Raw genomic sequence first — 21,771 nt, forward strand, 5'->3', positions numbered from 1 at the left:
AATTTAGCGATTGAGTGATTATGTTAAAATTTAGATTCTCCCAGTAGAGACGCAAGCATTGCGTCTCTACTGGGAGAATACTAATCATTCCTCATTCAATCACTAAATCTGGGATGACTCATGTTCATTAGAAAACGCCGCAAATCTAGGATTACTTTTGTTTGTGTTTTTATGATTTTTTTAAACGTAAAGTTCTGTAAACCAGATTAGGGACGAAGCGTTTGAGATACACACCCATTACCTCATACCATCCGCCGATATATACTTCTGATTTTCGGGCAATTATGGCTTGCACGATTCGGCGGGCACACACCTCTGGGAGCATCCCCTTTGCTTGATTCGTATCCATTTGATTATGTTTACTACCATCACCAGAAAGAGCATTAAACGAAATCTGTGTTTTGATATAGCCAGGACAAATTACAGTTACATCAATATGGTCAGGAAAAACCTCTGCTCTTAATGAATCAAAAAAGGCAATAACCGCATGCTTTGTAGCACCATAACCACCACGCAATGGGGTTCCAATTTTGCCCGCGACACTGCTGATTGCCACAAAATGCCCCGATTTTCTTTGGGTAAAATGTGGTAAAACTGCTTGGGTCAAAGCTACCACACTAAAGAAGTTAATCTCCATCAAATCTCGATACACCTGAAAAACAGTATCTTTTACCATTGAACGTTGCGATACCCCAGCATTTTGAATTACGATATCAATATGACCAAAGTATTGGATTACCGCATCTACCTTTTGCGACATTGATTCAATATCCAACATATCCATGGGTAAAATCAATACGTCCTTTGAGGGCAATTGAGTGAGAGCTGCTACTCTTTCAAGCTCCTCTTTTCGTCGAGCAGACAAGACTAATCTGACAGGATATTGGGCTAACTCCAGTGCTAATGCCTCTCCGATTCCTGAAGAAGCGCCAGTAATCCAAATGACTTTTTGGTCGAGATACATAATTTTACAATGAGCTTAATAAACGTGTTTTTGAGTAACGGCTTGGGGTATTAGGTAATGTTACTGACATTTATAATTTAAGTTAATGGGCAAAATAAAATTTAAGATGTGCTTTGGGCTTTCAGGTATCGGCTTTTGGCGGTGGGTTATGGGAAAATGCATGTCCGTGTTTGTTAAAAACATTTTAACACTCTTTACCTTGTGCCTTGTCCCTAAACACATCAATTAAATCTTATTCTGCATGATTACTTACGAAGTTGATACTTTCTAAAAAATTATAAATTTAAGTGTCTGACAACCTGTTATTTTATGCCAAGCTTAAAATAAAAGCATAATCTCTAGCAATCTCCTTAAATCTTTGGAATCGTCCGGATGCACCACCATGCCCTGTCGACATATCGCAATGCAAAAGCAAGATATTGTGGTCTGTTTTTAGCTCTCTAAGTTTGGCTACCCATTTGGCTGGTTCCCAATATTGAACTTGCGAATCATGCAAGCCTGTTGTAACCAACATATTTGGATAATCTTGAGCTACTACATTGTCGTAAGGAGAGTAAGACTTCATATAATCATAATATTCTTTTTCTTTGGGGTTGCCCCATTCTTCCCATTCTCCAGTAGTCAATGGAATAGTTTCGTCCAACATCGTTGTAACCACATCAACAAAAGGTACAGCCGCCAAAACACCTTTGTACAAATCGGGGCGATAATTGATAATCGCTCCCATCAATAAGCCACCTGCCGAACCACCATTAGCAAAGAGCTTATCTTTAGAAGTCCACTTTTCTTGAATTAAATATTCTGACACATCTATAAAATCAAAGAAAGTGTTTTTCTTTTGGAGCATTTTCCCATTTTCATACCAAAGGCGCCCCATTTCTTGTCCACCTCTAATATGTGCAATCGCAAAAGCAAAACCTCTATCCAACAAACTCAAACGAGCCGCCGAGAAATAGGGGTCAATAGAATACCCATACGAACCATAAGCATATTGTAAAAGAGGTTGCGAGCCATCTTTTTTGAATCCCTTTTTATATACAATAGAAATTGGGATTTTAGCTCCATCTCGTGCTGTCGCAAATAGTCGTTCGGTCTGATAATCTTCTTTATTAAATACTCCCAAAACCTCTTGTTCTTTCATCAAGGTTTTGTCTTTTGTATCCATGTTGTAGTCAAATACCGAACTTGGCGTAGTTAATGAAGTATAGTGAAAACGCAGAATATTCGTATCAAAATCTGGGTTATAGCCAACACCCGCATCATAAGCTGGCTCGCCAAAGTTTAAATAATGTTCCTCTTGATTTCGCTGGTTAATTACTCTTAAATGAATCAAAGCATTACTCCGTTCGGTTAATACTAAATGATGGCGAAACACATCTATTCCCTCCAAATATGTTTCTTCACGGTGGGCAATTACTTCTTTCCAGTTTGATATATCATAAGATTCATTTTCAGGAACTTCCATTAATTTAAAATTGGTTGCCCCATCTACATTAGTACGAATATAAAACTTATCTTCAAAATGCTCTATCGAATACTGTAGCCCATGTTGGCGAAGATAAAATGCTTTAAATTCTCCTTCTGGATTAGCGGCATTTAGTAAACGGTATTCGGTCGAAACGCCATTATGGTCAGAAACTGATACAATGTATTTCTTGGATTTCATACGGCCCAGTCCCATATAAAACTGAGGGTCTTCTTCTACATATACCAACACATCTTCCTCGGTGGGAGTCCCTAGTTTGTGGCGATATACTTTTGATGCCAATAAAGTTTGAGGGTCTCGTTGCAGATAAAAAATAGTTTGATTATCAGCTGCCCATGCGTATGCACCACCCTCCGTATTCTCAATAGCTTCAGCGTACAACTCTCCTGTTTCAAGATTTTTGAAATAGAGCGTATAGTTTCGACGGCTGATGGTATCAATGCTGTAAGCCAAAATTTGGTCATTGTCAGAAATATCATATCCGCCAATCGAAAAATAGTCGTGTCCTACGGCTAGAGCATTTCCATCCAATAGAATTTCTTCATCTGCTTCCATCGAATGTTTTTTTCGACAATACAAAGGATATTCTCCACCTTCGATATAGCGAGAGTAATAGAAATATTCTCCATCGCGATAAGGAACCGATTCATCTTGCTCTTTTATTCTTCCTTTCATTTCCTCGAATAGCACCTCTTGAAAATCTTTTGTAGGAAACATAACCGTTTCTGTATAAGCATTTTCAGCTTCAAGGTAGGCAATTACCTCTGGATTCTCTCGGTCGTTTAACCAGTAATAGTTGTCTACACGAGTATCCTCGTGGATTGTCATAGGATATGGTTTGATAGGTGCCTTTGGCACATTAATACCTTGAATGTTCATGATTGTTGGGCTGAATAAACGATATCATTTTCAATAATTTCAACATTAGGAATAACTTCCTAGTCGAGTATAAGATAAACCTAATGCTCAAAGATAAAGTTTTCTGAGAAAAATTTTGAGCGAAGGCATTAGGTAAGGTAAATTTTACTAAGTGGAATAGGTGTATAAAAGGCGTAATCCTAAAATGTAGATTATGGCACGACGAATTACCTAAAGAGGTGCAAATCAAGAGGGAAGAAAAATAGAAAGAATAGGCTTTTGTTAGAAAATTTTCCTTATAATTATTTGTATATCGCTATGATATTCAGTAATTTTGCATTCCCATTTTCGACTGGATGCCCGTTCAGAAAGGAAATAAGGCAAAATCATTGAGAATCAGGTGTATTCCGTCATCTGTTGTATAATGATTCATAACATTAAAACTTAGAACAAAAGTGGATACTTTAAGTTACAAAACCATCTCAGCTAACAAAGCTACCGTAGAGAAGGGATGGGTAATCGTAGATGCAGAAAACCAAATCGTAGGTCGTTTAACTTCTGAGATTGCAAAAATCTTACGTGGTAAACACAAGCCAAGCTTCACTCCGAACGTGGACTGTGGTGATAACGTTATCGTAATCAATGCTGATAAAATTCGTTTTACTGGCAAGAAATTAACTGATAAAGTTTACACTCGTCACACTGGTTATCCAGGTGGTCAGCGTTTTGCTACTCCAAGAGAGGTGTTGAGCAAAAACCCTAGAGGCGTAGTTGAAGCAGCAGTAAAAGGTATGCTTCCGAAAAACCGTTTAGGTCGTCGTTTGTTCACAAACTTGTACGTGTACGCTGGTTCTGAACATCCACACGCAGCTCAACAACCAAAAGAAATTAAATTCTAATAATCGTTATTAGTTGTAGTTGGGAGCGCCACTATGACCGATAACTTCTCTATAAAACAATGGCAGAAGTAACTAATACATTAGGAAGAAGAAAAACGGCTGTTGCGCGTCTTTACATGACTCCAGGTAAGGGCGAAATCATCATCAATGGTCGTGAAATTAAAGAATATTTTCCATCTGAAATTTTACAAATTATCGTAAATCAACCTTTCGCTTTGACAAAAACTGAAGGTACTTACGATGTTAAAGTAAACGTTGATGGCGGTGGTATCAAAGGTCAAGCTGAAGCAATCCGTTTGGCAATTTCTAGAGCATTGCAAGAAATTGACAGCGAATTACGCCCTCCATTGAAGAAAGAAGGCTTCTTGACTCGTGACCCACGTATGGTAGAACGTAAGAAACCAGGTCGTCGTAAAGCACGTCGTAGATTCCAGTTCTCGAAACGTTAATATTTGCACAGCTTTCGGCCTACGAATTGCAGCCCCGCAATGGACTGCTTGTTATTCGTATGCCGAATGCTTTTTGCTGTTAGGCTTGCAGTGACCGATGCCAACAGCGATTTTTTATTCATATTTTTTCATCATTTAGTGTTGAACTCGATTCAACAATACAAAAATGGCACAATTAGAATACAAAAACTTATTGGATGCTGGTGTTCACTTCGGACACTTAACACGTAAGTGGGATCCAAGAATGGCTCCATACATCTTTATGGAGAAAAATGGTATCCACATTCTTGATTTGAACAAGACTTTGGCTTGTTTGGATGAAGCATGTGCTGCTATCAAAGGAATCGTTCGTTCTGGACGTAAAGTAATGTTTGTTGCTACAAAGAAACAAGCTCAAGAGATTGTTTCTGAAGAAGCTCGTCGTTTGAAAATGCCTTTCGTAACTGACCGTTGGTTGGGTGGTATGTTGACAAACTTCGCTACTGTTCGTAAATCTATCAAGAAAATGGGACAGATTGAGAAGATGTTGAAAGACGAAGAAACATTCAAAGCTTTGGCTAAACGTGAGCGTTTGATGATGACTCGTGACAAAGAAAAAATGGAAAGAGTGTTAGGTGGTATCACTGATTTGACTCGTCTTCCTGCTGCTTTGTTCATCGTTGACGTTAAGCGTGAGCACATTGCTGTTGCTGAAGCAAAACGTTTGGGTATTCCTGTTTTCGCTATGTGCGATACAAACTCAAACCCAGATTTAGTTGATTTCCCAATTCCTGCAAATGATGACGCATACAAATCAATCGCTTTGATTACTTTAGCTATCGGTAAAGCTATCGAAGAAGGTTTGATGGAGCGTAAGCAAGATAAAGACGATGCTCGTATTGCTGAAGAAGAGGAAGCAAAACGTGCTGCTGAAGAAGAAGAAGCAGCTCGTGAAGCAGCTAAATTAGCAGCGAAATACGAAAAAGAAGAAGAAGCTTAATAGCAAATGGGGCTATTAGCCTATGATTTCTTCTTTACGTAAATTGATACTTACCTAGATAAGTTGTTAAGTATCAATAAAATAATTATTACCATTTGAATAGCCCATAGTTTTCTGTGGGCTATTCTGTTAGTTTTGGGAGGCTATTAAGAAATAAGAAATTATTACGAAAAGGCTATTACTAAAGGTAAGTTAGTACGCAAAATAAAATTTAAGATTGTGCTTTAAGCTTTCAGGTAACGGCTTTTGGCGGTGGGCTTTGGAAAAAGCCTATCTGTGGTTATTTAAAACATTTTAACACTCTTTGCCTTGTGCCTGTTGCCTAAACACATAACTTAAATCTAGTTTTGCACTTTTAATTATTGGTACTTTCAAAGCTTAGAAGTTAAATAGAAATTTTAATCTTAAAATATACAAAACGATGGCTATTACAGCAGCAGACGTTAATAAACTAAGACAAATGACAGGTGCGGGCATGATGGATTGCAAAAAAGCCCTTACCGAAGCTAATGGCGATTTCGAAGCCGCTATCGATATTCTTCGTAAAGCAGGACAAAAAGTTGCAGCTAAACGTGCTGACAACGCTACTAACGAGGGTGTTGTGTTGATTTCTATCAGCGAAGATGGTTCAAATGGTAAGTTACTAGCTTTGGCTTGCGAAACTGAACCAGTATCTAAAGTTGCTGATTTCAATAACTTGGCTTCTGCGTTGTTACAAGCAGCTGTTGCTAACAATGCTTCGACTAAAGAAGAGGTTTTGGCTGCTACTTTGTCAGACGGACGTACTGCAGAAGAAAACATTATCGAATTGACAGGTAAAATTGGTGAGAAAATTACAATCGCTGGTTACGAAAATGTAACTGCTGAGAAAGTAGTTTCTTATATCCACTCTAACAATAAAATTGGTGTATTGGTAGCATTCAATAACACTTCGGGTGCAGATGTACAAGAGGTTGGTAAAGATATCGCTATGCAAATCACTGCGATGAAACCTGTAGCTTTGGATAAAGACGGTGTAGATGCCGCTACGATTGAGCGTGAAATCGAAATCGGTAAAGACCAAGCTCGTGCTGAAGGAAAACCAGAAGCAATGTTGGAAAGAATCGCAGTAGGTAAATTGGAGAAATTCTACAAAGAATCTACTTTGTTGAATCAACAATTCGTAAAAGATTCATCAATCAACATTAAACAATTGTTGGAGCAAACTCAAAAAGGTTTGACTATCACTGAGTTCAAACGTATTGCTTTGGCTTAGTCGCTCAACAATCACTTTGATGATAAGAGTCCCTCCAAAAGGGACTCTTATTTTTTATCATAAGGTATTGTATTAAATTTACTGCAAATTGTGAGTTTTAAATTATCATATTCTACATTTATCATTTAATTTAATCCTTTATACAGTTTATTAATTTTTTTTGTAGCATAATTGCTACTTTTATCGTCAATAGCTTTATAATCAGTAATTTAGAGTTGCTTAATGATAAAAATAGTCGTAGTTAATTAAGTGAATTTATCGTTGAAAAGAATATTTCTTAACAATTCTTAAGATTTTGGAACCGCTCTCCGAATTTTAAAAAGTTTTTGTTAACTTGCTTTCTTTAATATTTTATAGATAAACATTAATAATTAAATACGAACACTATCTTTTTCAATAAAACTATAATAATTTATCATCCCGCCTAAGCTAAATCAAAGTCTGCTAATGAAAGCTAACCTTAAAAAAGAAACCGATGAAAAGCTAGTGAAGCTCTTTATCGAAACGCAAAAGAATATCTATTTTGAGCATTTATATGATAGATATTCAGATAAAGTATACCGCAAATGTTTGTCGTTTGTGAAAGATGAAGCACGTGCCGAAGATTTTGCGCACGATATCTTTTTGAAATTGGTAATGAATATCTCCTCCTACAAAGAAACAGCCAAGTTTTCGACTTGGTTATATTCTATTACCTACAATTATTGCATAGATCAGACACGTTTGGCCAAGCGCTATTCTGAAACTTCTATGGATGAAAATTTTGATGTAGAAGACGGTGATGAAAGTGCTGAGTTGGCTGAAATGGAGGCTACTCGTTTGCGTAAAGCACTATCCCAAATGCAGCCAGAAGAAAAATCTATCTTGATGATGAAGTATCAAGACGACTTGACTATTAAAGAGATTTCGACCACACTAGACATATCCGAAAGCGCAGTCAAAATGCGTCTTCTAAGAGCCAAAGAAAGAATCAGAAAGGTTTACCTAGAATCTACACTCATTTGGGGAATAATTATCGCCAAAGCAGTTAGCTTGTTATTGGGAAATGACTAAATTTGGCCCGTAATAAGTTAACCACTTAAATATATATATGGCTGAAAATCCCTTTAAAGATTTAGAATCTTCAGAAAAGGCTCCAGAAAGTCTCAAGCGAGCTATTGTATCCGAAATCGACACAATTCGCAACACTTCTATAATCATAGATTTGTATGTTGGTAATTTCATCAATACCATAACCGCTTCGTTAGGTACACAACGTAGCCAATCTACTGCACCTAAGGAAGAATTATAGCTCTTTACTTTCATTATTATAATCGCATTTATTGATCATGCCAAACATCCAAGACATTCTAATCGATACATTCCGCAAATTATTAGAGCAGTTGACAGGCTTTGTCCCTAAATTATTGGGCGCCGCCATACTGTTGATCGTAGGCTCTATTGTATCGAATATTGTTAGTAAAATTCTTAAAACCGCACTTGAAAAATCGGGTTTTGATCGCCTAGGCGACAAACTCAATAAAATAGATGTAATCGCAAGATTTGGAGAGTTGAAACTGAGTTTGATTGTTGCCAAAGTTCTCCAATATTTTATCATGCTGGTATTCATAACAGCCTCAACTGAAGCTTTAGGCATGCAAGTACTGACAGATATGGTCGCATCTTTGGTTAACTTGATTCCCAAATTGATTGCCTCTGCAATTTTGTTGTTTGCAGGATTGATGATTGCCGATGCCCTTAAAAATACGGTGGTTAATCTATGTAATTCGTTCAAGATTGAATCGGCCAAACTCCTAGGAAATATCGTGTTTTTCTTCTTTTTTGTTATTGCTCTAATTGCATCCTTAAAACAAGCTGGAATAGAAACAAGCCTCTTGGAGTCAAGCTTTAATCTGATTATTGGTGGGCTAGTTTTGGCTTTCGCTATTGGATATGGCTTTGCATCGCGTGACGTTTTAACTAATATCCTGTCTAACTTCTACAGTAAAAATAAATTCAAAGAAGGACAAGTCATAGAGGTTAATGGAGTTAGAGGTACCATTATTTCTTTTGACACCACTTCTCTTACATTGCAAACTGGCGACACACAAACAATTTTGCCTTTAAATGTTTTACAAAAGGAAAAAATTGAAGTTTTTGCGCATGACTCATCCATCGAAGATGAGGAATAAAGCCAGATTTGTATTGAAAGTGAAAGTGGATGTTTCTACAACTCAATACATATTAGAGCCATGCTAAAAAAACTTTTATTAACACTCTCAATTTTAAGCGTAGGTTGTGCTTCTATAGCGCAAGAGGCAAAAAAAGATACTTCTTATTGGAAAAAGAAAACGTCTTTTGGGGCCAACTTCAACCAAGCAAGTTTTAACGGTGCTTGGAGCTCTGTTCAAGGTGCGAAAGGATCGGTAGGATTCAACGTATTTTTTAATGCCAAAGGTGAATACAACAAGGGTAAAGTCAACTGGGTAAATGATTTACAAATGCAGTATGGCTTACAGGATAATGGAAGTGGTTTAAGAAAAACAATTGACAGGGTATTTTTTGATACCAAACTCGGAAATAAAATTTCGCCTAAATGGTTGTTTATTGCCAACCTCAACTTTCAATCGCAGTTTTCAAAAGGATATAACTATGGAGCTGGGGCCGATGTCACACTTCCTGATGGAACAACCTACAAACCCGATATTTTGGTCTCTAATTTGTTTTCTCCTGCGTATATCACCGAATCCATAGGTCTTGAATGGAAACCCTCTAAGGCATTCAATATGTCTTTTGCCCCTGGTGCTCTTCGACAGACTATCGTTGCAGATAACAATATAGCGTTTTCTAAGCCCGGAGAAAGATACGGTGTGCCAGATGGCAGAACTATCAAAAACGAACTAGCCTTGATGCAAATTGTTGCAAGCTTGGATAAAGATATAGCAAAAAATATTAATCTAAAGGCACGTTATGCTCTGTTTGTTAAGTACAATGACCTTGCTGCAATGGATAATCGCCTAGATGCCAAATTTACAGCGAAAGTTAATAAATACATAAGTACTACTTTTGATATTATTGCCATGTATTTCCAAGATCAAAGTGCTAATTTACAAGTGGCTCAAAATCTAGGTATCGGGCTTTTATATACTTTCCCATAAATCCTAAACTAAATCACAGATGTTAAAAGAATTCAAAAGTTTTATTTCTCAAGGCAATGTCCTTGATTTAGCAGTCGGTGTTGTAATCGGTGGAGCTTTTGGTAAAATTACAACCTCATTAGTTGAAGATATATTGATGCCAGTAATAGGGTTATTCCTTGGTGGTATTGATTTTTCGACTTGGAAAATTGTACTAAAAGCAGCTAATGAAGCTGAAAAACAAGCAGAAGTAGCAATGAAATTTGGTAATTTTATACAAATTACGGTAAACTTTGTGATAATTGCTTGGGTGATTTTTATCGTAATAAAAGCCGCTAATAAAGCTGGATTAACTGAAAAGAAATTCGAATAACACAAAGTGATTTTTTTGTTTTATCCAAAAGTCTGATGCTCCGTGTGTCAGACTTTTGTTTTTTATTTTTTAAAGCCTATTTGATAAGGTGGTTTTTGATTATTTTGCAACTTCAAAGTAATCTACGACTCTCAAAGCTACTTGAGTAGACCGTAGCATGAATGAGGCAACGTGGCAAAGAAAATTCAAGCTTTATCCCAAAAATAAAACTGTTATGAAAATTGTAATCTTAGGAGGTGGCGAAAGTGGTGTTGGTGCAGCTTTGTTGGCAAAGAGCAAAGGATATGATGTTTTTTTATCTGATAAATCTTCACTTTCTGAAAAGTACAAAGAAATTTTAGAAAAAAATGGTATCCCGTATGAGGAGGGGCAGCATAACGAAGAGTTTATCTTAGATGCCGATGAAATAATCAAGAGCCCTGGCATTCCTGATAAAGTTGAACTTATCAAAAAACTTAAGTCGTTACGCAAGCCGATTATATCAGAAATCGAGTTTGCTTCGAGATACACCAAGGCTAAGATTATTGCCATTACAGGTAGTAATGGTAAAACTACGACTACTTTGCTCACCTATCATATCCTCAAGTCGGCAGGGTATAATGTTGGATTGGCAGGTAATGTGGGTGATTCTTTCGCCAAACAAGTCATAGAAGATACGTTTGACTATTTTGTGTTAGAGCTTTCGAGTTTTCAGCTCGACAATTGCTATGATTTCAAAGCTGATGTAGCCATCTTGCTAAATATTACCCCCGATCATTTAGACCGTTATGATTACAACTTTCAGAATTATGTAAATTCAAAATTCCGAATTGTACAAAATATGTCAGCCAATGACAAGTTTATTTATTTCCAAGAAAGTGAAGCGCTAGCAAAAGAATTATCCGAAAAAGTATATTCCCTAAAGCATCTACCTGTATCCATCCAACATGAGGTAGCCCAAGGAGCTTTTGTTCAAAATGGTATCTTGGAGGCCAGATACGAAAATCAAGTTTTTCAAATAGCAGTGGATGTACTGCCTATAAAAGGAACACACAATAGCATCAATGCGAGTTGCGCGATTTTAGCGTCAAAATCTGTTGGATTATCTGACACCCAAATCACCGAAGGGTTACTTTCTTTTCAAAGTGTAGAGCATCGATTAGAGCCAGCAGGAGTTGTCGATGGGGTGTCGTTTGTGAATGATTCAAAGGCTACTAATGTAGATTCAGTGTTTTATGCACTAGGTAGCTTTAATGAACCGATTGTATTGATTATGGGTGGGGTCGACAAAGGAAATGACTATTCTCAAATAGATGAACTAGTGGCCAATAAAGTAAAAGCCCTAGTATGTATGGGCACCGACAACCATAAATTGTATGATTATTTTGGGAAAAAAGTTCCTTTAATATTTGATACAAAATCAATGGCCGAAGCAGTGAAAACAGCTGCTAATTTGGCTGTAGAAGGCGATGTAGTCTTGTTGTCGCCAGCCTGTGCAAGCTTTGATTTATTCAAGAATTATGAAGACAGGGGGCGTCAGTTCAAACAAGCCGTCCAAGAGTTGTCTCAACTAAAATAATCCTTCTTTTATAAAATACCCATTGAATTCTATAAGTTATGATATCGAGTTGGCTCAAAAAAAACCTTGAAGGAGACTATCAGATTTGGACTATCGTTGCCTTTTTATCTATGTGTAGCATTATCGTAGTATTTAGCGCCACAGGAAAACTAGCAATTTTGTCTGGAGAAGGGACTTTTTCATTTTTGGCAAAACATACTATAATTATATTTATCAGTTTAGGAGTCATGTGGCGATTCCATAAATTTGATTATCATAAGTATGCAACAATCTCCAATTTTGGGGTAATTCTATCCATATTGCTTTTGATATATACTTACAAATATGGGGTATCTATCAATGATGCTCGTCGTTGGGTAAGAGTACCCTTAATCGGTATGACTTTTATGCCATCAGATTTAGCCAAGCTTTCTCTGATTACAAATTTGGCGGGTATGCTAGCCAAACGCCAACACGTAGAATATACGATTTGGGAGCTTGTACCCATGATTCTGAAAATTCTTGCGGTGTGTACTTGTATTGCACTAACCAACGTATCAACCTCTTTATTACTTTTTTCAACCTGTATTATGTTGATGTTCTTTGGCCGAGTGCCAATCCAATATCTTATATATACCGTTATGGGAATATTTATGGCAGGTACCATTCTAGTAATGACAGGGACTGGTAGTCGTATTGAAACAGCGCGAAGCAGGATTGCGAATTATGTAGATGGAATAAAAGGAAAAAAGAAACCTGGTGCCGACAAGGATAGTGATTACCAAATTGAACGAAGTTTTTATGCTATAGCCAACGGTGGACTCACTGGGAAAGGGCCAGGCAATAGCCAACAACGCTACTTTTTGTCTCAGGCTGACTCCGATTTTGTGTTTGCGATCATTATCGAAGAGTGGGGGATGATAGGAGGTATTTTTGTACTAGGTCTTTACTTATGGTTTTTGTACAGAGGTATGAAAGCGGTGGATAGCTCGGGGCGAGCCTTCGGAGGTTTATTATCGGCAGGTCTAACTTTTAGTTTGGTAATACAAGCTATAGTAAATATGTCGGTAGCTACAGGTTTGGGCCCTGTGACGGGTCAACCTTTACCCTTATTGAGTTGGGGTGGTAGTTCTTTGATTTTTACTGGGATAACCATGGGGATAATTATTTCGGTAAGTAAAGACAAAGTGAAAGATTCAGCTCTCTAACAATTGATACGTGAGTAATCACTATCTTTAAGGTTTAATTGTAAAATAATACAACTTGTGAAAGCCATAAAAGTAATTATTTCAGGTGGTGGAACTGGAGGCCACATTTATCCTGCCATAGCAATTGCTAATGCCCTCAAAGAAATTAATCCAGCCATCGAAGTACTTTTTGTAGGTGCTGAAGGAAAAATGGAAATGGAAAAGGTTCCTAAAGCTGGATATCCGATTATTGGGCTTCCTATTGCTGGGATTAATCGTTCCAATATGTTGGCAAACATTACTTTCCCAGTCAAGTTAGCTTCCAGTTTATGGCAAGCTCGTAAAATTGTAAAAGACTTTCAACCCGATGTAGCAGTTGGGGTGGGGGGCTATGCTTCTGGCCCTTTGTTGCTGGCAGCTTCTCTGGCAAATGTCCCTATTTTAATCCAAGAACAGAACTCCTATGCTGGGGTAACCAATAAATTTTTGGCCAAGAAAGCTAGAAAAATTTGCGTGGCATATCCCAAAATGGAACAGTTTTTCCCTGCTTCAAAAATCCAGATGACTGGAAATCCTGTAAGAAAAGATATACTCAATGTAGCTTCCAAACGCCAACAGGCCCTCGAATATTTTGGACTTCAAGCCAATAAGCCAACCGTATTGGTTATTGGAGGTAGTCAAGGAGCTAAAACTATCAATGAAAGTATTGATGGAGGGTTAACAAGCTTGGTGAATGAAGGATGTCAGGTAGTGTGGCAAACAGGCAAATTGTATATCGATAGAGCCAAAACAGCAGCCGAGGTGTTTGCGGGTCAGGTATATGTTTCAGATTTTATTTATGAAATGGATTTGGCGTATGCTGTGGCTGATATTGTGGTGTCGCGCGCTGGTGCGCTCTCTGTTTCTGAGCTTTGTTTGGCAGGAAAACCTTCAATCTTGGTACCATTACCTACCGCGGCCGAAGACCACCAAACAAAAAATGCGATGAGCTTGGTAGAAAACCATGCTGCAATACTTGTAAAGGATATTCAAGCAAGAGAAGAACTAGTGAAAGTAGCCTTAGGACTTCTTCAAGACAAGACAAAACAAAATATACTTACCGAAAATATCCTAAAATTGGGAAAACCTAATGCTGCCGTCGAAATAGCACAACAAGTGTTGGGATTAGTAAAATAGTTATCAATTTACCTGCACGTTCGACTGTAAGAATGTAGAAGCTGACGAATAGTGCATAATTTGATTTAGGGGCTTATGCAATAGATATTAAGTAAAAATGTTTTAATGATTTTGTTTTGAAGCCGTAAGCTAAACGAGATAAAAGAGAAGTGATTTTTAGACCAAAGCCAAATTTGCATAAGTTTTGCTTTTTGTAAAGCGTTGAAATTTAGTCAGCTATTTGTATTCAAGAATTTTTTGACAAAAAATATGATAAATATTGCACTAGTGGGGTTTGGATTGTCTGGGCGCTTTTTGCAAGCACCATTTATAGTTGCTAATCCAAATTACAAGCTCACAACAATTGTAACTAGTAATCCGATAGCCAAGCAGCTCTACCCAGATGTTTGTGTGGTGTCCTCTTTTGAAGATGTATTGACCGACTCCTCTATTGACTTGGTGAGTATTGCTAGTCCCAATGCAACGCATTATGAATATGCCAAAAAAGCTCTGTTGGCCAACAAACACGTTTTGGTTGAAAAGCCTCTCGCAAGTACAAGTAAAGAGGCAGAAGAGCTTATACTGCTAGCAAAGCAACAAAATAAAGTTTTATCTGTATTTCAAAATAGAAGGTTTGATTCAGATTTTTTGACGGTTCAAAAAATATTAAAGGCAAAGTTATTAGGCGATGTCGTAAGTTACGAGGTAAGATATGACCGTTTTAAGCCTGTACTCAATCCCAAAAAATGGAAGGAAACCCCCTCTCCTGGAAGTGGTATCATTTATGACCTTGGTCCTCATATTCTAGATCAAGCCTTGGTTTTATTTGGTTTACCGCTAAGAGTTTGGGGACAAACCTACACTCAGCGTGCAGGTTCACAGATAGACGATGCTTTTGATGTGTATTTGTCTTATGAAAATATGACGGTAAAGTTATCTTCGAGTTTATTAGTAAGAGAAGAAAGCCCACGATACAGAATCAATGGTACGGCGGGTTCGTTTGTGAAATATGGAATAGATCAACAAGAAGACCATCTCAAAGCGGGTTTACTTCCTGGAATGCCTGAATTTGGAGTTGAACCTGCCGAAAATCAAGGTCTAATTTATTCAAATATTGGAGATGTTGTAATAAAAGGAAAAGTAGAGACAGAGGTAGGAAACTGGGGATTGCTTTTTCAAAATTTATACGAAGCTATTACAGAAGGTACTGAGCTAATCATCAAACCCGAACTAGTACTCGAACAGATTAAAATTATTGAAGCAGTAAAACAACTATAATCATGGCTGTAGAAATAGAAAGAAAGTTTTTGGTACATCATGAATTATGGGACGCATTAGATAAACCAATACCAAACTTCTTAAAACAAGGGTATATTTCTACCGACCCTAATAAAACGTTAAGAGTTCGGGCTACCAACGACAAAGGTTTTATTACTATCAAAGGAAAAACCCATGGAATGAGTCGCTTGGAATTTGAGTATGAGATACCCAAACATGAGGCACTAGCTTTGTTAGAAAACTTTACCGAACAAAATATTGAAAAATACAGGTACTTGATTACCCATCAAGATAAGACTTGGGAAGTGGATGTATTTAAAGGTGCTAATGAGGGGCTAATCGTTGCCGAAATAGAGCTTAAGTCAGAAACGGAAATGTTTGACAAACCTACATGGGTACATACTGAGGTTACAGACGACCCTCGTTATTACAATTCGAGACTAAGTATTGAACCCTACTTGTCGTGGCAATAAAAAAAATGTTGTGATTGAATATCAACACTAGGTTTTCAACCTAAAGTCTAGAAAATTAATTTTATTACTTATTTAACATTAAGTAGGAAAACCTTATTGGTTAACAGTATGATGGTTATTTGAAGGCATTCATAATCAAAAGGTGATAGTCGAATTTTACCTCAGATATACTGTTAATTTAATCTTTCCTACTACTTAACCAAAAACTGTATCGTGAATTTACAACAACTCAAATACGTATACTTTTTAGGAATAGGTGGCATCGGGATGTCGGCCATTGCTCGTTGGTTTATTGCCAATGGATATCAGTTGGCAGGATATGACAAAACAGCTACACCATTGACACAAGCCTTAGAAAAGGAGGGAGCACAGATTCATTTTGTAGATGATGTAGCTCAGATTCCGAGCGAATTTTTAGCGGATACCTCACAAACGCTGGTGGTATATACTCCTGCTATTCCGAAAAATCATACAGAGTTGATTTATTTTCAAGAAAATGGCTTTACCTTGATGAAGCGTTCTCAGGTTTTGGGCTTTCTAACCCAAAATATGTTTACCATTGCAGTTGCAGGTACTCATGGCAAAACCACTACTTCATCGATGATTGCTCATATTCTCAAAAATGCGGATAGAGATATTACGGCATTTTTGGGCGGCATTACACAAAACTATGGTACAAATTTCTTGATTAGTAGTGTTGCCAATCCTCTAGCATGTGTAATTGAGGCCGATGAGTTTGACCGTTCCTTCCTAACACTTTATCCTGATGTTGCGATAGTGACCTCTACAGATGCTGATCATTTGGATATTTATGGTGACCATAATCATGTTCTTGAGTCTTTCAGAATGTTTGTTGGTCAAATTAAAGCAGGAGGTAAGCTTTTTCAAAGAAAAGGTCTTGCTTTAGAAAGCTACACTCCAACATCCTTTGAATTTTCGTTGAATGAAGGGCAATATCGTGCAAGTAACCTTCGCATCGAAAATGCCGAAATGGTATTTGATATTGTATATCCCGAAGGCGAAATCAAAGATTGTAAGCTGCTCACACCTGGCTTTCATAACGTAGAAAATGCATTGGCTGCCACTGCTGCCTGTTTTACGGTAGGATTGAGTGCTGATGAAATTCGGGAGGGTATCAATACATTCAAAGGAGTAAAACGAAGATTCGAATACCATTTGCGCCAAGACAATATTGTTTTTATCGATGATTATGCACATCATCCAACAGAAATTGAGGCTTTTCTACGTTCTGTAAAGGCGCTGTATCCATCTCGCAAGTTGACTGCAGTATTTCAGCCACATTTATTTACAAGAACAAGAGACTTTCAGGAGGGATTTGCCGAAAGTCTAAGCCTTGCAGATGAGTTATTACTTTTAGATATCTATCCTGCCCGCGAGTTACCAATAGAGGGTGTTACATCCTCAATTATTTTTGATAAAGTAACTCTACAAAATAAAGAAATGGTTACGAAAGAAACCTTGTTGGATATTCTGAAATCCAAAGATTTGGACTTACTTGTCACAATTGGCGCTGGAGATATCGACACACTTTTGAGTTCGATTAAGGAGATGTTAACCGCTCAATAAAAAAATAGGCGTCTACTATAAAAAAATATTTTGAATATTTTATTTTAATCACTAATTTATTGCATTAGCATTGAAAATTCGTTGATTAAAACAGGATTTTTTAACATATTAAAAATTTTAAAAAAATCATCTTAAGTAAAACATAAGAAAAAAATACTAATTTCGTGTAAATCTTGTAGCCTTAACTTCTTGGCTAAAAAATACTAAAGAAGTAGACACTCAAACCCCTTATTGATTTGCCACTAAATGTACGACTAAAGAGAACTGTAGTGTTTATCGTATCGGTGGTGACAGTTGCAGCTGCCATTTTTGGAGCTAATTTAATTCACAGCAAACAAAAATGTAAAGAGATTAAGGTTGTAGTAGAAAGTAATAACAAAAACCTACTTGTAAAAGAGTATGATGTTCAGAATGTAGTCACAGGTGTGCCCAACGAAAATCCTCAAGGTAAGCCTTTTAGTCGGATAGATTTTAAAGCAATCGAGAAAAAAGTTTTAGCCAATCCTTTGATTAAGTCATGTCAGGTGCACCAAGATTTGAGTGGTCAAATGACAATAACAGTACAAGAGCATACTCCAATAGCAAGAATCTTGTCGAGCAAAAGTCCCAATCATACACAATACGACAGTTATTTGGTAGAGGATGGTTCAATGATTGGACTATCGCCACACCATACCGAGCGAGTATTGCTAGTTTCGGGAGATTACTTTAAAGGAAAAAAATCTCTTAAAGAGATGCAAAGTAAACCCATCATCGACTTAATTAAATTTATTAGAGATGATGAGTTCTGGAAATCTCAGATTACGCAGCTAATAGTAGAAAAAGATGGAGGTATTACCTTAATACCTGAATTTGGGAATCATTTTATTGAACTAGGATTAGCCATAGATTTAGAAGCTAAATTTAAAAAAATAAAGATTTTATATAAAGAAATCTTGCCCGTGAAAGGTTGGGATTATTATAAAAAAATAAGTGTTAAATATAAGAATCAGATTGTTTGTGAATAAGGTTTTCAGTTTTTAATCAATAATGTTGTAGGTAAGAGGCGTATTATGTAGTTTTTGCTATTACATTTATACTGGGGTTTATTGACTGAAGGATCACTAAAACTTCTAAATCGCATGAGTGAGATAATTGTTGGATTGGACATAGGTAGCAAGCAGGTAAGCATTGTCGCTGGTAGACTCGACAACATGGGTAAATTAGAGATATTAGGCTTGGGTAAGGCTGATACCACTGGTCAGGTTTCGAAGGGTGTTGTTTTGAACGTCAACAAAACAATCGACGCCGTTCGAAGCGCGATTATGCAGGTTGAGCAACAAGCCAATATCGATATCCGTGGGGTTATAGCCAGTGTCGCAGGGCCAAATATAGTGGGTATTAAACACAAAGCCATGATTACTCGTAACACCTCTGGCGAGGAGGTTACAGTAACCGATGTTGACCAAGTAGCAAGTGACGCTGAGAGAACTTTTATCTCTCAGGGTAATTCTATTGTTCATACCTTACCGCAAGAGTATGTAGTTGACTCTAGTACGGGTATTCAAGAACCTGTAGGTATTAGTGGATTGAAACTACAGGGTGATTTTTTGATGATTACTTCTCCTACGCTTACATTAGATAAAACGAAGCGATGTATAGAGCGTGCAAAAGAGAAAATGGAAATAGAAGGTGGCTTGGTTTTTTCTCCCTTGGCAGCTTCATTGGCCGTATTGTCTGAACAGGAAAAGAAAAGCGGTGTAGCATTGGTAGATATAGGTAGCGGTACTACCGAAATTGCTATCTTTTACAAAAACATCGTTCGATACATTTCGGTATTGCCTTATGCTGGCGATATCATTACCGCCGATATCGAGCAAGGCTGTAATGTCTCTAACGAGCACGCTGAAGTCATGAAAGTAAGATTTGGAAATGCATTGGCTTCGCAAGTGCCATTCGAAGAAACTATCTCAATCCCAGGTATCAATGGACGTAAGCCTAAAGTGGTTTCAGTAAAAAATCTTTCTATCATCATTGAGGAGCGTTTAAAAGAAATTGCTGCGCTTGTAGTTGCAGAAATTAGTCGCTCAGGATTCGGAAATAGACTGTCATGTGGAATTGTTCTTACAGGAGGCTCAGTGCAAATGCCTAATATCTGTGAATTATTTGAAAAGGTAACGGGTCGTGATGTAAGATTGGGCTATCCTAACGAAAATTTGGGCCGCTCTGTCTCTGAGGATGTGAAAAACCCTTCTTTCGCCACTGCGGTTGGTTTGGTATGGAACGGACTTCGTTCGATTGACGAGCGTGAGGATAGTTATAAGATTTTACGCAAAACCGAACCTAAGGTGATTCCTCCTGTTACGGTACAATCTAACACGCAGCGAAAAAGAGAACAAGAAAGAGAAAAAGAGCCTAAAACACCCAAAAAATCAAGCTCTTGGATTGACGGTCTCAAACGTTTTGGTAAAGGTCTCCTCGGGGATGATATCCGTGATGAAGATGACAAATATTAGGTAAATAGGTTATTTTTTCGATATAAAGCAACATCCTTACAACAAGAGCTTACAACAGTAGTACTGTTTAGGTCGTAAAAAATCTATAAAAACCTTCACATTTGATGCCAAACATTATATGTCGAAGTATTATTCCAATTAGGCTCTTGTAGACTTAATTGGAATATACGACCCGACGTAGATGGCTATCCAGCTAACCAAAAGCCCTATTAATGAAGCTGGAAATTCTGTTTCCCATACAAAATTGCAGACAACCCACGAGGCAAACCCCAGTATCATGGAGGCAATACAGCCAGTGGTGTTAGCTTTTTTCCAGTACAATCCTACTGTCAAAGGTACAAACAACGACACAAGGCTAAATGCCGAGGATTCTCCCACTAACTCAAAGATATTTTGTCGTGAAGTAGCCATCCAAATGCTTGCTAAGGTAACAACCACAATCGAACAGCGTATAACAAACAACAATTGCCTGTCGGTAAGCTGAGGATATAGCGGCTTTATGATATTTTCTCCAATTACCGAAGCAGGTGCCAAAATAGCTCCACTAGTAGTACTCAAAACCGCAGAAATTAACGCTCCAAAAAACAGTATTTGAACAAAAGAATTGGTATGTTCCATAACCATGTTTGGAATTATCATACGGGCATCTTGCTGTAAAAGCTCAGGATGAAGGAATTTGGCCATAAGAGCAATGAACAATGGAAGCATTGCTACAGATAAGTATAAAAAACCCGCTGTAACCGACGAACGAACGGCTGTTTTGGCATCCTTTGAGGCCATTACTCTTTGAAAGATATCTTGCTGAGGAATTGACCCCAACCCTACTGTAATCCACGCAGTAAGATAAGAGGCTGATTCAAGAAAACTAAATCGTTTGGGTACGATGCGGAAAAAGTCTTTTGGGGTAGAAGCCAAAACAGGACTAATTCCACCCGTTTTGTGTAGCATTACTATCGTCAGAATAATCAGACCAATTATTAGTAAAATATTGTGAAAAAAGTCAGTGACAGATACCGACCACATACCACCCATTAAGGTGTAAATCATTACTAATACTGCACTAACCCAAATTCCTATATAGAGTGGCCAACCAATAACCACCTCTAGTACCGTTCCCATTGCGATTAATTGAGCTGCAATCCACCCAAAATAAGATGGTACCATCAAGAAGGCCGAAACATACTCTGCCGCAACGCCGTATCTTAGTTTGAAATAATCGCAAAAGGTAAGAATATTTAGATTATAAAAAATTTTGGCATAAAACAAACCCACCAAAATCAAACACAAGGCCGCTCCAAAAGGCTCCTCAATCACTCCTAAAATACCATGATTAATAAATTCGGCGGGTGCGCCCATCATCGTTTCTGAGCCAAACCAAGTAGCAAATGTAACCATCGCCGAAAGCCCAAATGATAGCCCTCGACCAGCCAGTACAAAATCTTCGGTACTCGATATTTTGCTAGAAGCCCACCAGCCTACCAATAAGTTAATCGATAAATACCCAAGTATAAAAAATAAAAGCATGTAACGGTTTGGGGGTTTAGGATAAAAACCAAAAGCTTGTCAGCGCTGTTTAAACAAGAATAAGTGACACAAAATAAAATTTAAGTTTTCAGGCTTTAGGCATTACGCTGTAAGCTAAAGAAAAAAAGGTGTTTTTTATAAAATGATAAAGACCTA

The 21,771-nt window shown here is 37.5% G+C and carries 20 protein-coding genes; 17 read left to right on the forward strand and 3 right to left on the reverse strand.

Annotated features, from left to right (window positions below):
• Nucleotides 1–169 precede the first annotated feature (169 nt).
• Complete coding sequence (locus tag ACOVQ4_RS10610; protein ID WP_421820618.1) at nt 170–964, reverse strand: SDR family oxidoreductase; 795 nt, start codon at nt 962–964, stop codon at nt 170–172.
• Between the two features lie 307 nt (nt 965–1,271).
• The gene (locus ACOVQ4_RS10615) at nt 1,272–3,329 is read right to left on the reverse strand and encodes a S9 family peptidase (RefSeq protein WP_421820619.1); all 2,058 of its coding nucleotides are present in this window, start codon (nt 3,327–3,329) and stop codon (nt 1,272–1,274) included.
• A gap of 434 nt (nt 3,330–3,763) precedes the next feature.
• Between ACOVQ4_RS10615 and rplM the strand changes: the two genes are divergently transcribed.
• The 17 genes from rplM (at nt 3,764) to ftsA (ending at nt 20,091) form a co-directional block, all read left to right on the forward strand.
• Nucleotides 3,764–4,207 carry a 50S ribosomal protein L13 gene (rplM, locus tag ACOVQ4_RS10620; RefSeq protein ID WP_421820620.1) on the forward strand — a complete coding sequence of 148 codons (444 nt, stop codon included), beginning with the start codon at nt 3,764–3,766 and terminating at the stop codon, nt 4,205–4,207.
• A gap of 59 nt (nt 4,208–4,266) precedes the next feature.
• Complete coding sequence (gene rpsI, locus ACOVQ4_RS10625; RefSeq protein ID WP_095161346.1) at nt 4,267–4,656, forward strand: 30S ribosomal protein S9; 390 nt, start codon at nt 4,267–4,269, stop codon at nt 4,654–4,656.
• Between the two features lie 166 nt (nt 4,657–4,822).
• Complete coding sequence (rpsB, locus tag ACOVQ4_RS10630; protein ID WP_421820621.1) at nt 4,823–5,635, forward strand: 30S ribosomal protein S2; 813 nt, start codon at nt 4,823–4,825, stop codon at nt 5,633–5,635.
• Nucleotides 5,636–6,056: 421 nt separating this feature from the next.
• Nucleotides 6,057–6,890: a translation elongation factor Ts gene (gene tsf / locus ACOVQ4_RS10635; protein WP_421820622.1), complete on the forward strand. Its 834-nt coding sequence runs from the start codon at nt 6,057–6,059 to the stop codon at nt 6,888–6,890.
• Between the two features lie 447 nt (nt 6,891–7,337).
• Nucleotides 7,338–7,943 (forward strand): RNA polymerase sigma factor, encoded by a 606-nt coding sequence (locus ACOVQ4_RS10640; RefSeq protein ID WP_421820623.1) that lies wholly within the window; start codon nt 7,338–7,340, stop codon nt 7,941–7,943.
• Nucleotides 7,944–7,980: 37 nt separating this feature from the next.
• The gene (locus tag ACOVQ4_RS10645) at nt 7,981–8,181 is read left to right on the forward strand and encodes a hypothetical protein (protein ID WP_421820624.1); all 201 of its coding nucleotides are present in this window, start codon (nt 7,981–7,983) and stop codon (nt 8,179–8,181) included.
• A gap of 37 nt (nt 8,182–8,218) precedes the next feature.
• Nucleotides 8,219–9,061, forward strand: coding sequence for a mechanosensitive ion channel family protein (locus tag ACOVQ4_RS10650; protein ID WP_421820625.1), 843 nt, complete (start codon nt 8,219–8,221; stop codon nt 9,059–9,061).
• 60 nt (nt 9,062–9,121) lie between these two features.
• Complete coding sequence (locus ACOVQ4_RS10655) at nt 9,122–10,027, forward strand: DUF3078 domain-containing protein (RefSeq protein WP_421820626.1); 906 nt, start codon at nt 9,122–9,124, stop codon at nt 10,025–10,027.
• Between the two features lie 19 nt (nt 10,028–10,046).
• Nucleotides 10,047–10,379, forward strand: coding sequence for a large conductance mechanosensitive channel protein MscL (gene mscL, locus ACOVQ4_RS10660; protein ID WP_421820627.1), 333 nt, complete (start codon nt 10,047–10,049; stop codon nt 10,377–10,379).
• A 214-nt stretch (nt 10,380–10,593) separates the two neighbouring features.
• Nucleotides 10,594–11,937: a UDP-N-acetylmuramoyl-L-alanine--D-glutamate ligase gene (gene murD / locus ACOVQ4_RS10665; protein ID WP_421820628.1), complete on the forward strand. Its 1,344-nt coding sequence runs from the start codon at nt 10,594–10,596 to the stop codon at nt 11,935–11,937.
• Nucleotides 11,938–11,975: 38 nt separating this feature from the next.
• Complete coding sequence (locus ACOVQ4_RS10670; RefSeq protein ID WP_421820629.1) at nt 11,976–13,124, forward strand: FtsW/RodA/SpoVE family cell cycle protein; 1,149 nt, start codon at nt 11,976–11,978, stop codon at nt 13,122–13,124.
• A gap of 66 nt (nt 13,125–13,190) precedes the next feature.
• A complete protein-coding gene (murG, locus tag ACOVQ4_RS10675) occupies nt 13,191–14,279 on the forward strand; it encodes an undecaprenyldiphospho-muramoylpentapeptide beta-N-acetylglucosaminyltransferase (protein ID WP_421820636.1) in 1,089 nt (362 codons plus the stop codon).
• A 249-nt stretch (nt 14,280–14,528) separates the two neighbouring features.
• A complete protein-coding gene (locus ACOVQ4_RS10680) occupies nt 14,529–15,536 on the forward strand; it encodes a Gfo/Idh/MocA family oxidoreductase (protein WP_421820630.1) in 1,008 nt (335 codons plus the stop codon).
• A 2-nt stretch (nt 15,537–15,538) separates the two neighbouring features.
• Entirely contained in the window at nt 15,539–16,009 is a 471-nt protein-coding gene (locus ACOVQ4_RS10685) for a CYTH domain-containing protein (protein WP_421820631.1), read from the forward strand.
• A gap of 213 nt (nt 16,010–16,222) precedes the next feature.
• A complete protein-coding gene (gene murC, locus ACOVQ4_RS10690; RefSeq protein ID WP_421820632.1) occupies nt 16,223–17,596 on the forward strand; it encodes a UDP-N-acetylmuramate--L-alanine ligase in 1,374 nt (457 codons plus the stop codon).
• A gap of 236 nt (nt 17,597–17,832) precedes the next feature.
• Entirely contained in the window at nt 17,833–18,603 is a 771-nt protein-coding gene (locus tag ACOVQ4_RS10695) for a cell division protein FtsQ/DivIB (protein WP_421820633.1), read from the forward strand.
• A gap of 114 nt (nt 18,604–18,717) precedes the next feature.
• On the forward strand, nt 18,718–20,091 hold the full coding sequence (gene ftsA, locus ACOVQ4_RS10700) for a cell division protein FtsA (protein ID WP_421820634.1): 1,374 nt from the start codon (nt 18,718–18,720) through the stop codon (nt 20,089–20,091).
• 138 nt (nt 20,092–20,229) lie between these two features.
• Here the strand turns inward: ftsA and ACOVQ4_RS10705 are convergent, their stop codons facing one another.
• Nucleotides 20,230–21,615, reverse strand: a complete 1,386-nt coding sequence (locus ACOVQ4_RS10705) for a sodium:solute symporter family protein (RefSeq protein WP_421820635.1) — start codon at nt 21,613–21,615, stop codon at nt 20,230–20,232.
• Between the last annotated feature and the right edge of the window lie 156 nt (nt 21,616–21,771).

The sequence above is a fragment of the Flectobacillus sp. genome (genome assembly GCF_049240685.1).
Lineage (GTDB): Bacteria > Bacteroidota > Bacteroidia > Cytophagales > Spirosomataceae > Flectobacillus.

Bases quoted from the DNA above. Each gene is read 5' to 3' on its own strand.
- ACOVQ4_RS10610 (WP_421820618.1), bottom strand. From the start codon at position 964: ATGTATCTCGACCAAAAAGTCATTTGGATTACTGGCGCTTCTTCAGGA.
- rpsB (WP_421820621.1), top strand. From the start codon at position 4,823: ATGGCACAATTAGAATACAAAAACTTATTGGATGCTGGTGTTCACTTC.
- tsf (WP_421820622.1), top strand. From the start codon at position 6,057: ATGGCTATTACAGCAGCAGACGTTAATAAACTAAGACAAATGACAGGT.
- ACOVQ4_RS10680 (WP_421820630.1), top strand. From the start codon at position 14,529: ATGATAAATATTGCACTAGTGGGGTTTGGATTGTCTGGGCGCTTTTTG.
- ACOVQ4_RS10615 (WP_421820619.1), bottom strand. From the start codon at position 3,329: ATGAACATTCAAGGTATTAATGTGCCAAAGGCACCTATCAAACCATAT.
- ACOVQ4_RS10650 (WP_421820625.1), top strand. From the start codon at position 8,219: ATGCCAAACATCCAAGACATTCTAATCGATACATTCCGCAAATTATTA.
- mscL (WP_421820627.1), top strand. From the start codon at position 10,047: ATGTTAAAAGAATTCAAAAGTTTTATTTCTCAAGGCAATGTCCTTGAT.
- rpsI (WP_095161346.1), top strand. From the start codon at position 4,267: ATGGCAGAAGTAACTAATACATTAGGAAGAAGAAAAACGGCTGTTGCG.
- ACOVQ4_RS10655 (WP_421820626.1), top strand. From the start codon at position 9,122: ATGCTAAAAAAACTTTTATTAACACTCTCAATTTTAAGCGTAGGTTGT.
- murD (WP_421820628.1), top strand. From the start codon at position 10,594: ATGAAAATTGTAATCTTAGGAGGTGGCGAAAGTGGTGTTGGTGCAGCT.
- ftsA (WP_421820634.1), top strand. From the start codon at position 18,718: ATGAGTGAGATAATTGTTGGATTGGACATAGGTAGCAAGCAGGTAAGC.
- ACOVQ4_RS10645 (WP_421820624.1), top strand. From the start codon at position 7,981: ATGGCTGAAAATCCCTTTAAAGATTTAGAATCTTCAGAAAAGGCTCCA.
- ACOVQ4_RS10685 (WP_421820631.1), top strand. From the start codon at position 15,539: ATGGCTGTAGAAATAGAAAGAAAGTTTTTGGTACATCATGAATTATGG.
- ACOVQ4_RS10670 (WP_421820629.1), top strand. From the start codon at position 11,976: ATGATATCGAGTTGGCTCAAAAAAAACCTTGAAGGAGACTATCAGATT.
- ACOVQ4_RS10705 (WP_421820635.1), bottom strand. From the start codon at position 21,615: ATGCTTTTATTTTTTATACTTGGGTATTTATCGATTAACTTATTGGTA.
- ACOVQ4_RS10640 (WP_421820623.1), top strand. From the start codon at position 7,338: ATGAAAGCTAACCTTAAAAAAGAAACCGATGAAAAGCTAGTGAAGCTC.